8 protein-coding genes and 1 pseudogene are annotated in these 12,657 nt (G+C 41.2%); 4 read left to right on the top strand and 5 right to left on the bottom strand.

Annotated elements, in window-relative coordinates; all coding sequences use genetic code 11:
* The first annotated feature begins 102 nt into the window (after positions 1 to 102).
* Positions 103 to 375 carry a hypothetical protein gene (locus tag ACSFVZ_RS15605; protein WP_135926332.1) on the top strand — a complete coding sequence of 91 codons (273 nt, stop codon included), beginning with the start codon at positions 103 to 105 and terminating at the stop codon, positions 373 to 375.
* Between the two features lie 97 nt (positions 376 to 472).
* Here the strand turns inward: ACSFVZ_RS15605 and ACSFVZ_RS15600 are convergent, their stop codons facing one another.
* Positions 473 to 4,252: a S8 family serine peptidase gene (locus ACSFVZ_RS15600; RefSeq protein WP_235383833.1), complete on the bottom strand. Its 3,780-nt coding sequence runs from the start codon at positions 4,250 to 4,252 to the stop codon at positions 473 to 475.
* 240 nt (positions 4,253 to 4,492) lie between these two features.
* Positions 4,493 to 5,146, bottom strand: coding sequence for a DUF6058 family natural product biosynthesis protein (locus ACSFVZ_RS15595; protein ID WP_135926334.1), 654 nt, complete (start codon positions 5,144 to 5,146; stop codon positions 4,493 to 4,495).
* 160 nt (positions 5,147 to 5,306) lie between these two features.
* On the opposite strand from ACSFVZ_RS15595, the gene dapA reads away from it, so the two are divergent.
* The 3 genes from dapA (at position 5,307) to ACSFVZ_RS15580 (ending at position 10,079) form a co-directional block, all read left to right on the top strand.
* Entirely contained in the window at positions 5,307 to 6,221 is a 915-nt protein-coding gene (gene dapA, locus ACSFVZ_RS15590; RefSeq protein ID WP_135926939.1) for a 4-hydroxy-tetrahydrodipicolinate synthase, read from the top strand.
* Between the two features lie 109 nt (positions 6,222 to 6,330).
* Entirely contained in the window at positions 6,331 to 7,632 is a 1,302-nt protein-coding gene (locus ACSFVZ_RS15585; protein WP_235383835.1) for a DEAD/DEAH box helicase, read from the top strand.
* A gap of 200 nt (positions 7,633 to 7,832) precedes the next feature.
* Positions 7,833 to 10,079, top strand: a complete 2,247-nt coding sequence (locus ACSFVZ_RS15580) for a carbohydrate binding family 9 domain-containing protein (RefSeq protein ID WP_425343210.1) — start codon at positions 7,833 to 7,835, stop codon at positions 10,077 to 10,079.
* A gap of 20 nt (positions 10,080 to 10,099) precedes the next feature.
* Here ACSFVZ_RS15580 and ACSFVZ_RS15575 read toward each other — a convergent pair whose 3' ends face one another.
* The 3 genes and pseudogenes from ACSFVZ_RS15575 to ACSFVZ_RS15565 form a co-directional block, all read right to left on the bottom strand.
* Positions 10,100 to 10,621, bottom strand: a complete 522-nt coding sequence (locus ACSFVZ_RS15575; protein ID WP_235383836.1) for a protein tyrosine phosphatase family protein — start codon at positions 10,619 to 10,621, stop codon at positions 10,100 to 10,102.
* Between the two features lie 12 nt (positions 10,622 to 10,633).
* Positions 10,634 to 12,370, bottom strand: coding sequence for an amidohydrolase (locus ACSFVZ_RS15570; RefSeq protein WP_435559192.1), 1,737 nt, complete (start codon positions 12,368 to 12,370; stop codon positions 10,634 to 10,636).
* 89 nt (positions 12,371 to 12,459) lie between these two features.
* Positions 12,460 to 12,567: pseudogene (locus ACSFVZ_RS15565) on the bottom strand (Solitary outer membrane autotransporter beta-barrel domain); the annotation flags it as partial.
* Between the last annotated feature and the right edge of the window lie 90 nt (positions 12,568 to 12,657).

The raw sequence follows: 12,657 nt of genomic DNA, 5'->3' as shown, positions 1-12,657 counted from the left end.
ATTAGTCATTATGAACAATCAGTGAGCAGTTGAATTTAAAAAACTGGCTATTGTTAATAAGGCTGTTATAACTAGGTATGCGTGCTTATTTAAGAGAGGGATATGGAAGTGAATGATATAGCTGGCCGCGAAGAACTAGATCAAAATGTAATGAACACGCTTCGCGATAAAGATCACTCTACATTAGCAAACCAAGTTGATACTTTGCTGTGTTCACATAACGACATAATAGAGCTTTTGGCTCAGTATCTAGCACTTAGTGAGCAGGATGATGATGAGCGTTTTGATCATTGGTTTGATAATCTAAGTAAAGAGCAACATACCGTGGTTAAAACCTTTGAAGTCTATCGTGGACACTATGAGCATTTAGATTAGCTGATAGCTGAATTACCAAAACAAATTAACTGTTTTGTTGTTTTTTTGAACTAAAAAAGCCACCCAAAGGCGGCTTTTAGTTTATAGCATTAACTTATTAGTCAAGCATGTATGCTCGCATAGTAATTTGTTCGGCAGAACTTGAACCATAGTCAGAAACGATAGTACGAATATGTACAAAGTCTCCTTTAACGCCGGTATTTGGAATAGTAGCAACCCATTCACCGTCTATTTGTTCTACTTTAGCATCAAGCCAATTTTCGGTTGAAAACTGAGTCGATACTGGACAATAAATATAAGCAGGGACTGTTTCGATACCGCATTCTTGACCGTAAGCGTATTGGAACTCTACGTTTGCAAGCGGTACTTCACCAACTCCATCGAGTAAACCTGTTAGTTTAATATGCGCCACTTCACCCACTTGCATGCTGTTATTAATATCAACAGGTAAGTCGATCATAGGCACCAAGATAGGTTGTGCACCCTGCTGTTGTTCGTTAGCAGTAAAGGTGTAGAAGCCTTGATAGAGTGACCCTAAATGATCTTTAACAGGTGAACGCTCACCAACACCACGAGCATAAGAGCGCATTTCAAGGGTTACTTGGTGGTCGCCTGGCTCGAGTGTTAAGGTTCCTTGATATGGAAATACTGGCTCGCCATCTAAACGTAAACCAAATGCAGAGCTGCCCATATAACCAAAAATACCGTCATGGTTTGACGCATCGCCAAACGAGGCAAGATTAAAGTAAAGTACATTAGTATCTCGACGAATAATCGGTGAACCACCGCTGCCCAAGCTACCTGCTCGAGGGCCTTTAAACCATGTTGTTGTTTCTTCAGCCCCTTCGGTCATAGCACGAGGACCGTCAAAATAAGCGCCCGCACTTTGAATTTGGTAATTAGGCATAACAACGTTAGTCCAGGCATTTTTAGCTGTCGCGGTGTAATACTCGTCTCGTACCTGAGGCAACATGATAAGTTGTGAGCTACCCGTCGAATAAAATTCACCGGTACTATTGGTCATTGCCATTACATCAGTCCAAGCTGGACGTTCATCATTTTGTGAATGGTACGAGGCAGTGATCTTATGCATTCTATGGTCAGCGATATTGATTTGCCCTGACTCAATCCTGCCATCAGTAATGTGATTAATTGAATAAGCGTATGGCGAGCGTTCAGCCGCTATACCTGACCAACTAACAAGATTGTTGCCGGCTTCAATCTCGGCCATTAATCTTTCACCTTGTTCAGTGCTGATACCGATAACTGGTACCTTTGGTGTGCCTGTAATCGCACCTTTATAGCGACCACCACGGTCTGGACGATAGAAAATCACGCCTATGGCGCCATGTTTCATAGCATTACCAACCATGTAAGAGGTGAGATAATTTGGATTTGCAATAAGTGCAATTTTACCATCCAGATCAAACTGGCTCCAATCAGTGCTATAACCAGCATCACCGACAGGGAGAACTTCAGCAGACCCTTCACCATGGAATGACAATGCTAAACCTTGCTTGATGTAATCAAGCTTTTCGCCATTTTGCATCATGACCGTTGTCTCAGGTGCAACGGCACGAGTGGTAATGAATGAGCGAAAACGATCATCATGGCCCTGTGACCAAGCATACATCTCATTGACGTAATCTGGTGCCATCTCAATCGCTGCGAGTTTAGCTACTTTTTCATCGTCAATTGCATAGGTAAAACCAAAAGAATAGCCTTGTGGATCGAGTGGCTGATCTGCTTTAAAGGTAACTTTTTGAGCGCTGCGGGCATCAAAATCGATATGCGTTTGGCCATCAATTTTACGGCTTAAAACAGCCATCTGTGCTGCTGATTCAACTAAACCTGAGCTTGTTTGCGGGTTGTCGAATGTCATGATGTTTGCAATCAGTGTGTAGTAACCTGCAGGAACATCAATACTCGCTTTGCCGCCAGATAATCTGACCAAGCTACCCCAATCATCTTCTTCGTTGATTAGATAAAGCTTTGATGGTGAAGTGGCTGGATTGCCCCAGCGGTCGGTTAAGTTAACAGATAATTGCACGGTAGGTTGAGCAACCCAAAAAGAGACAGGAACTGTAACTTGATGATCGCTTGTTCCAACAGTCGTGCCTGTAACTCGACCTGTGATAGCACCATATGCACCGTTATTAAGTGCAACGCGTGGGTCAATCCACATAGGCACATTTGCTTCACCTTGAGCTGGTATGGTGATTGTTTTGGTATCTAAACCTGCCAGCGTAGCAGGTAATTGCGTTTTGCCATCCTCACCAATTAAATCTAGCTTCAGTTTAAGGGTAATATCTGAATCAGACGTATTAGTCAGTGTGATGTGTGTTTGTGTAAACTCATCGCTATTACTGTTTTCAAAAAAGCCTAGTTCACGGTTGGCAGGGGCAACTATAGCTTGGTTAATGGCACGGTCGATATTCATCGCGCCAGCTCCTTGCTCAAGAACGTGAGAATCACCGCTAAATACTGACGAAGTTAGAACGTCTTTAATTTCTTGTGGACTAAGCTCTGCACGAGCCTGCATAACAAGCGCAGCACCACCAGCAACATGAGGCGCAGCCATTGAGGTACCCGAATAGACGCGGTATGCAGTATCGCCTAGACCACCTGAAGCAGCAGCTACAACAGACACACCTTGTGAGGCAATATCAGGCTTTGCTGAATGACCATCTGGCGATGGGCCTCGTGATGAAAATGAAGCTGTATTACCTTCTCTATCAATTGCACCAACAGTCAGTGCGCTTGGCGCGCAGCCTGGTAGACCAATTGTCTCGCGGGTAAAGCTATTACCTGCAGAAATAACAAACAGGGCTTTGTCGCTCAGCGCTTCCACCATCTCTACAAGTGGGCCACCACAGCTAGTGCCCGAGCCACCTAAAGACATATTTACGATATCAGCTTGCTCGGAAAGCACAGCCCATTGCATACCATTTAATATACCGAAGGTTGAACCAGAGCCAGTATTACTCAGTACTTTACCAATGATGAGATCAGCTGCTGGGGCAACACCTACCCATTTCCCATCTGACTCATGACCATTACCTGCAACAGTTGAAGCTGTGTGCGTACCGTGCCCGTTTAAGTCATCTACACCATTGCTTGAATAGGTAAAGTCACGAGATGCAATAACACGACCTTGTAAGTCTGGGTGTTCAGTATCATAACCTGTATCAAGTACGGCTACTTTAATGCCTGCACCATTGAAGTTAATTGCAGATTCACCATAGGCACCTGTTAATGGCACAGTAGGTGTTAAGGCTGCTGATTGAGTTACTTTGTGCGCATGCACAACAGCATCCAGCCAAATACCTTCTACATCAGCTTGTGAAGCCAAAGTTTGCCAGGTTTGTGCCGCTTTTTCTTTGCTAATAGCAAACGCTGCACTATCGATTAGCTCGATTTCGCCAGTCAGAGACATGCCAGCTAAGGCTGATGGAACGGCCGCACCAGCTAGAGTTCCGTCTTTGTACTCAACAATCACAGGTAAAGCATCTGTTGACGCATCATCATAGCCAGATTCATACAACTTATTAATGTTAAATAGTTCTAAATCGATTGCTTGAGAGTCAACAAGCGCTTGTGCATGATTAGGTACAACGTATGTGCTCTTACCGCGTTTAAAAATACTGGTAATTGCATCGGAGCCATCAGCATTGAGCAAACGAATGCCGCTTAGTTCGCCATCTTTGTTTACGACAGCAGAGACTTTATCACCGGTGATCAGGGTAAATGTAAGCGCATCTGCTTTAGTTTGATTAGTTACTACATTAGTTTGCGCTAAAGTTGGCTGAGCAAAGGTTAAACCGAGCATAGCCAAGTAGGTCGCTTTGACGCGACCAAGCCTTGGGAAAGGTTTCATCTATTCATCCTTCGTTTTAATATAATTTATTGGGAAGAAAGGAGTTATCGAGAGGCTGTCATGTTTTTAATGACCCAAAGATAACTCTTCGAGATGAATTTAACGGCTATCTAGCTGAAAACCTACAAAACAAAAGTAGCAAAATGTACTAACCAAAAGTTAACAAGTGATACATTGTTGTAACTTTGTGCATGGGTTCATGGTATGTTCACTTTCAAGAAAAAACGGATTTTATAGCCGTTATTTTACTGATAAATCATATTTTGCCACCACATCATCAATGTAACGATGGCGAAGGGTATTTTTACCTTCGTGCCCGGTACCGTGACTCAATGCGCGATTCATGAGTTTGAGTGCTTTATGCAGGGTTTGGCGCTCTTCCACGCTCAAACCAGTCTTTGTCCGAAGCTCAGTAATATCATCAATAAGCAGTTTAGCAACATCAAGTTGCACAGCTTCTTCAACGAGACCATTTTGTGTTAGCACGCCATACTTGCTGCATAGAAATTGCTGCCATACTTGTTGTAAATGCTCATCTATGTCGCTACCAAACAATTCTTCGTCAATGGCAAACCCTTGTTCAGCAAGTTTAGCAAGTTGTGTTGAGTAATGTTGAGCAAAATAATTAAAGGCTTGGCATGATGAGCTTATGTCATGTTTTATGATTAATTGCCCCCAACTTGCTGCACCTCGCGGGTAATAGTCTTGATACTCTTCACACTGATAAATACCTGAATATGAACTGCACTCTAATTGACTCTGCAAACAATAACTAGGTTTGGGAAATAAGCTACTTTGTTGCCAGTTTGCAAGCGTATCCTCATCAATTGAGAGGGTTTGACATAGCTCTTCAGTAGTATAAAAGTAGGTTGCCAAAAATTTGGAAAGTTGCATTATCAATTACTCACAATAAATACTGTTAATTTATACAGTATTTGATTTTGGCTTAAGTTTGATTTTTTCTCAAGTTTTTTTATTTATTGCATCAGACTACTCGGAAAATGGCTGGGTTTATGATACAACTAGCGCAAATTTTCCAAACATTAAAAAAGTTATGCGCAGCCTAGAAACAATTAAACAAGCAAGCTTGATCACAGCTATTAAAACACCTTATTTAACCAATGGTGAAATTGATCTTGCTTGTTATGACGACCTTGTTGAACAGCAAATTGCAGCTGGAGTTGATGGCATTATTGTCGGTGGGACGACCGGTGAAGGTCAACTAATGAATTGGGAAGAGCACTTAATGCTAATCGCACACAGTGTGAGCAAATTCTCTGACCGCTTATTAATTGTTGGTAACACAGGAAGTAACAATACGCGTGAAGCTATAAAAGCAACTGAATATGGTTTTGCAACAGGTATGGATGCGGCGCTGCAAATTAATCCATATTATGGCCGTACGTCAATGGCTGGTGTAAAAGAGCACTTTAATCGTTTACTCGATATTGGCCCGGCGTTTATCTACAATGTTGCGGGTCGCACAGGTCAAGATTTAACACCTGATATCATTGAACCTTTGGCAAAACACAAGCATTTTATCGGTGTAAAAGAGTGCGGTGGTAATGAGCGTATCGCACATTATGAACAGCAAGGCATAGCTTGTTGGTCAGGTAATGACGATGAAGCGCATGATGCAAGGCATATTCATAATGCCCATGGTGTGATCTCAGTTACATCTAACTTAATTCCCGGCCTTTTCCGTCAATTGATGGATGAAAAAAATGAGGCACTAAATACAAAACTACAGCCACTTATGAACTGGTTATTCTGCGAGCCTAATCCGATTGCGATCAATACGGCGCTGATGATGACTGGTGCGGTGAACCCTGTGTTCCGTTTACCTTATGTGCCACTAACAAATGCGCAGCAAGAAATTGGCTTAGGTTATATTAACGAACTTAATGTTGCTGATATTGTGGGTAGTGAGGCAAATATTTTAGCTGAGCAAGACGTTATTTTGCTTTAAGTGCAGATTAAGTCATTTAGCGCATATTTAGTTAAGTTATAACTAACTAAAATCATTTTTTTTCTGTATAATTTGCGACCCTTGATATAATGGCCGCAGGTTATACAGCATGAATTTTAAATCATTTAGTTTTTCTTCTGAGCTTTTACAGGCATTAGATGAGCTTAATTTCGAAACGCTTACTCCCGTTCAACGTAGTGCAATTCCTGCGGTAAGAAAAGGCAAAGACGTACTTGTTAGTGCGCAAACTGGTACGGGTAAAACCGCGGCATTTGCATTACCAATAATCCAAAAGTTATCAGAATTAGCAGTTAGTGATAATAATGCCCCGAGTGCATTAGTGCTTGCGCCGACTCGTGAACTTGCTGAACAAATTGCTAATAATTTCAAATCGTTTGCTAAGTATACCGAACTTAAAACAGTGTGCTTATTTGGTGGTATAAATTTAGCTGGCCAAGCAAATGATCTTAAAGCGGGTGTCGATATTGTTGTAGCAACACCTGGGCGCTTACTTGATCATATTCGTTTAGGTAATATCAGCTTAGCAAGTGTAAAACATTTAGTGCTTGATGAAGCTGACCGCATGCTAGATATGGGCTTTATCAATGATATGCAAACAGTCATCAACGGCTGTAATGAAGCGCGTCAGATTTTATTATTCTCTGCCACTTTTCCTGCGGCAATTAAACAGTTTGCAAGTAAAGTTCTAAAACAACCAGAAATCATTCATGTAGACCAAACAAACAGTACCGCAGAAACAGTGCAACACGTTGTTTATCCAGTCGAAGAGCGCCGTAAACAAGAGCTTTTATCTGAATTAATTGGTAAGAAAAACTGGCAGCAAGTACTGGTTTTTGTGAACATGAAAGAAACAGCTGATGAGCTTGTTAAAGAGCTTAATCTTGATGGTATCCCTGCTGTTGTTTGTCATGGTGATAAGACGCAAGGTAACCGTCGCCGCGCATTACGTGAATTTAAAGAAGGCAAAGTTCGCGTACTAGTAGCAACCGAAGTGGCTGCGCGTGGTATTGATATTGAAGGCTTGCCGCGTGTTATTAATATCGATTTACCATGGCTTGCAGAAGACTATGTTCACCGGATTGGCCGCACTGGTCGTGCAGGAAAACCAGGTGAGGCTATCTCATTTGTTAGTCGTGAAGAAGAAAATACTTTATTCGATATTGAAAAGCTAATTGGCCAACGCATTAAACGAATCGTATTGCCTGGTTACGAAGTAAGTAACCGTGATGTATTAATTGAGAAAATAGGTAAAAAGCCATCGCATTTACGCCGTAGTCGTACAAACAAGCCATCAGGCCAAGCTACAGGTGAGGCCCGCGCAAAGAACCGTTCGCGTATTGCAAATGTGCGTAAATCATTAAAAGGCAATAAGTTAAGTCTTAAAAAATAATTTAGTTGTAAAAAAAGCCCCATCACTTTGAAAGGTGATGGGGCTTTTTTTTACTCTGAAATTAATACAAAAGGCGTGTTTTGTTAATTTTTAGCTGTCGAAATGTAGAATTAGGTTAACAAATGTACCTCACTGAATTACAATCGCTTTGAAATCAGTTAAATAGCGTTTTTAACGCATCAGTCTCTAAATGGATGTTTATGCAGTACTTAAAAAGAATAATAAATCAAATCATCGCCCCTACCTGTTTATTTAGCGTTATCAGCATGCCTTTTTACACACATGCATTTGATAAAGCAGAATTTTCGCTTGCCCATATTAAAGAGTCTATTAGTGTTGATGGTGTGATGGATGAGCCTCACTGGAAATATGCGACAAAAGTGCCTTTGAAATATCAAAATGAACCGACCGAAAAAGGCACACCACTTGTTCAAACTGATGCGTTTATATACGAAGATGGTAAATACTTATATGTTGGGTTTATTGCAAAAGACAATGACCCTTCACAAATTCGCGCCGCTCTTCGTGATCGCGATACTCTTTGGCAAGACGATAATGTTGCCTTGATGATAGATACTTTCAATGATGAACGTACCGGCTATGAGTTTTACGTAAACCCCCTTGGTGCGCAAGGCGATATGCGCATGACTGATATTGATGATTGGGTGGAAGACCCATCATGGGATGCTATTTGGGATAGTGCAGGGCAAATAACTGACGATGGGTATGTGGTTGAGATGCGTATTCCATTCACAGCACTTCGGTTTCCAAAAGACCAAACGGAGTTAACGTGGAGCTTTGCAGTTTGGCGAAACTACCCGCGTGATGTGTATTATCAGATGTCGAATGTTGGCTTTGACCGAGATGTAAAATGTAGTTTTTGTCAGTTTGATAAACTTACTGGTTTTGCCAACATGACTGAAAGCCAAAACATTCAGCTTACACCAACTTTAACGGCGCTTCGTCATGATACCAAAGACACAGTGCCAGGTGATTGGCAAAATGGTGATATTGATACTGAAGCGGGGTTAGATTTACGTTGGGGGGTGACTCAAGATGCGGTAATTAACGCCACTATTAACCCTGATTTTTCTCAAGTAGAAGCAGACTCTTTAGAGCTTGATGTAAATACAACTTACTCGATTTATTATGCTGAAAAGCGTCCATTCTTTTTAGATGGTGCCTCTTATTTTAACACAAGCCAACTAGAGCTTTTATATACGCGAATGATTGCTGAACCTGATGTCGGTTTGAAGTTAACAGGTAAAACCGGCGCACACAGTTATGGCTTTATGTACGCTGACGATCAGAATACCAGTGTATTGTTACCGACTAATCAAGGTTCAGGTTTTGCGAATTTGGCGGATAAAACGCAAGCTGTGGCAGGGCGTTATCAATTTGATATAGGCCAAAAAGGGACGATTGGCGTAATGAGCACCCACCGCGAAAATGATGATTACCATAATACGGTATTATCGATAGATGGGAGTTATTGGTTTAACCAGTCAGATAGTTTGCAGTATCAAGTAGCAACGACAGACACTACGAATGCAGACTTTTTAGTAGACTATTACGGGGTCGATAAAAATCAATCGGATCAAGCTTATGCCATTGAGTTTACAAGAACTAAACGTGACTATGAGCTGTATGCGAGCTACGAAAATATCGGCGAAGAGTATCGTTCAGATCTTGGTTATCAGGCGAAAGTCGATTATGAAAAAATTGAACTAGGCGGTGGGCAAACTTGGTATCGCAATGCTGATGATGCTATTACTGAGTATAGCTATAACGCCGAGTGGGATAAAACGTGGGCACAAAATGGTGACCTACTTGAAGAAGAATATGATGGCTATTTTACTTTTAAAGGTAAGATGCAGTCGCAAACCGAAATTGGTTTTATTCATCGTAATGAGTTTTATGCCGGTGAGTTCTTTAATCAGAACATAGGTTATATTTACGGCGGTTTTAGGCCCATTCGGGATGTTCGTTTCTTATTGTATGCTCAATATGGCAGCAAAATTGACTACAGTAATGCAGCTCTAGGTACTATGGTGCGAATTGAACCTGAAATGACATGGGATATTAACGATCATTGGCAAGTGCAACTTGAGCATAGTTATAGCTACCTAGATAACGAACAAAATGAACGTGTTTATACGGCGAACTTAACCGATTTACGTGTTTATTATAAATTTAATATGCGCTCAATGTTAAAGCTTGTTTTGCAGTTTGAAGATGTTGATCGAAATAATGAAGCTTATCGGTTTGATGTAAGCCAAACTAACCGTGATTATGGCAGTCAGTTAGTGTATTCATACAAAATTAACTCGCAGACGCTGTTTTACTTAGGTTATTCAGACAAAGGTTATCAAGACGATTCGTTGCAAGGTGTTGAGCGCGATCAACGTACATTTTTTACAAAGCTAAGCTATGCATGGCAGCTTTGATAAATTTAAAATTGGTCAGCTTAGTGCTGACCAATTTCTTCTTTTATTTTGTTTCTTACCACAGGCTCTAAACTCTTTAGTCCCCATTGTTTTCCAATTTCAACAGCATCATCTATTGGCTTTTTCAAAGTGACACCATGATAGAGCGCAACTAGCGCGCCTACACGATTACTACTGGCGCAATGAACTAAGGTAGTATGCTGAGATTGCTGATCCAACAAGTTGTGTAATTTGGTCGCATTTTCTAGTGTGATGTCGGCTTTTGATTGCACTGGAATAGGGTAGTAGTTTAACCCTAATCCTTTAACTACCTCTTGCTCTGACCAACTCGTTTCATTTTCACCGCGTAAATTGATAATGGTATCAACCCCCAGCGCTTTTAATTTTGCAAAGTCTGATTGGCTCGGTTGACCTGATGTATAAACGTGTTCAGATTGGGCATGTAAATTTAAAATATCGAGTTGTATGCTGGTTGCTTGCTCAGCTAGTGCTGTAAATGATAATAAGACTATGAACATTGTTTTTATGAGTTTATTGATCATCTTTCTATTCCATTATTGTTTTGTGTAAACGGTTTTACCGCGACTGATAGTGTATAAAATTTGCAGTTTATGTAGGTTTTCTGGCTCAATTTTAAGTGGGTTTTTATCCAAAATGATTAAATCAGCTTGCATCCCCTGTTTTAATTGCCCTTTTGATGCTTCTTCAAAATGTTGATACGCAGGCCAAGTGGTCATTGCTTGTAGTGCAGTATACACAGAGACGCGTTGGTCTGGGCCAAGTACTTGGTTAGTGCGTGTTGTGCGATTAACTGTCGCATCGAGAACGCGCATCGCATTTGGCAATGCTACTGGTGCATCGTGATGGGTACTAAACATCAACCCTTGCTCTTTGACCGCATTGGTTGGTGAAATAAAATCAGCACGCGGATGGCCAAGTACCGAATCTACATGCCAATCGCCCCAATAAAAGGTATGCATTGGGAAGAGCGACGGAAAAATACCTAATTCTTTAAGGCGATTTACCTGCTCTTGACGAATTGTTTGACCATGAATCAGCACCGGGCGGCGGTCTTTTTTTCCTAATTTATTGTTGGCATTTTCAACAGCATTTAAAAATTGTTCAATTGCGGCATCTCCATTGGCATGGGTCATAACCTGCCAGCCATTAGCAAAGGCAGTCTCAACATATTCAAATGCTTGTTCATCATTAAAGGTAGGATAACCTAAATAGCCAGCTTCTTGACCTTCAGGTGCTTTAAGGTAGGGGGCTGATAACCAGGCTGTTTTACCCTGTGGAGAGCCATCAAAATTAAGTTTTACACCACCAATCCGAAACTGATTCGTGTAGTTTTTACTATTATAGGCTGAGTCCATAAAGCTGCTGCTGGTGGCCATATCGGCATATGCAACCACATCAATCACAAATTTATTCGCTTTTGAAGCTCTTACCATTGAATCATAGGCTTCTTGAGTTGCTCGGCCCTCTTGTGCTGTGGTGTAGCCGTATTTTGTATAGAGTTTTTGTCCTTCTTGTAGCATTAAATCTTGTAACTCAGGATCAAAAGACTGCATGAGTTTAAACAGTAAACCAAAGTGCGCATTTTCTTCGAGCACCCCATTGGGTTCTTGTGAGTTCGCCATACGACGAATTAGCCCGCCGTTAGGGTTTTCTGAGTTTTCGTCGATGCCCGCCATGGCTAAGGCTTTACTGTTTGCGACACTTAAGTGACCCGAGGTATGAATGATAATGACCGGCTTTTCGGTGCTAACGCGGTCTAAGTCCATTTTAGTCGGGTATCTATCAAGCTCAGCATCATCGTAACCAAATCCTAATATAGCACCGGTTTTTTCGATAAATGTTGTGTAATCAGGGTTAAGCTGTGCGGCTGTAAGAATATTAACGATTTGCTCAACACTGTTGGCATCACCATCAGGGCTCGGTAATAAATTGGCTACCATAGCCTGTAACCCAACATCATAGACATGGCTATGACCATCGACAAAGCCCGGCATTAAGGTTTTACCTTGTAGATCAACTAGCTTTGTTTTGCCAAACTTATGCTCAAGTGCTTTACTTATATCACCAACAAAGATGATTTTGTCGCCTTGCGTTGCAATTGCTTGTGCGTACTTTGGTTCATCACTTGTCATGGTGAGAATATCGCCACCGTAATAAATAGCATCTGCTACGCTAACTTGGAGTGGTAGTGTTTTAGCTGTTTGTTCTGGGGCTTTATCACAGGCCGTTAAAGCGAGTAATGAACAGGCAAGTGCGAGGTGATGTTTCATATATCTTCCATGTATATTAGCTAATAATTATGTCGTTGAGTAATATAAGAATATAGTCTGTTTAAAAATTTTTTCTTTTAAAAATGGACTTAAATTTCATTAAAGTATAAGACAATTGCAGCACCATCTAGGCTGCTACCGTTATGGATGTTGATGCCAATACCAAAATTGTTGAACCAAGACGTCCAGCGCTGTGCATCCCATAAAAAGTGATCTGGTCAAGCTAGGCCGCACACTTTTTCCTTACACTTTCAAACTCAATTGGCGACATATCATTTAATGAAGTA

The organism is Pseudoalteromonas nanhaiensis (assembly GCF_051235485.1).
Classification (GTDB): domain Bacteria; phylum Pseudomonadota; class Gammaproteobacteria; order Enterobacterales; family Alteromonadaceae; genus Pseudoalteromonas; species Pseudoalteromonas lipolytica_C.
The sequence above is the reverse complement of the archived record's forward strand: the minus strand, read 5'-3'. Positions and strand labels throughout refer to the sequence as shown.

What these genes read in the sequence shown, in the direction of transcription:
- dapA (WP_135926939.1), top strand. Translation starts at nt 5,307, where the DNA reads ATGCGCAGCCTAGAAACAATTAAACAAGCAAGCTTGATCACAGCTATT.
- ACSFVZ_RS15605 (WP_135926332.1), top strand. Translation starts at nt 103, where the DNA reads ATGGAAGTGAATGATATAGCTGGCCGCGAAGAACTAGATCAAAATGTA.
- ACSFVZ_RS15600 (WP_235383833.1), bottom strand. Translation starts at nt 4,252, where the DNA reads ATGAAACCTTTCCCAAGGCTTGGTCGCGTCAAAGCGACCTACTTGGCT.
- ACSFVZ_RS15580 (WP_425343210.1), top strand. Translation starts at nt 7,833, where the DNA reads ATGCAGTACTTAAAAAGAATAATAAATCAAATCATCGCCCCTACCTGT.
- ACSFVZ_RS15575 (WP_235383836.1), bottom strand. Translation starts at nt 10,621, where the DNA reads ATGATCAATAAACTCATAAAAACAATGTTCATAGTCTTATTATCATTT.
- ACSFVZ_RS15585 (WP_235383835.1), top strand. Translation starts at nt 6,331, where the DNA reads ATGAATTTTAAATCATTTAGTTTTTCTTCTGAGCTTTTACAGGCATTA.
- ACSFVZ_RS15595 (WP_135926334.1), bottom strand. Translation starts at nt 5,146, where the DNA reads ATGCAACTTTCCAAATTTTTGGCAACCTACTTTTATACTACTGAAGAG.
- ACSFVZ_RS15570 (WP_435559192.1), bottom strand. Translation starts at nt 12,370, where the DNA reads ATGAAACATCACCTCGCACTTGCCTGTTCATTACTCGCTTTAACGGCC.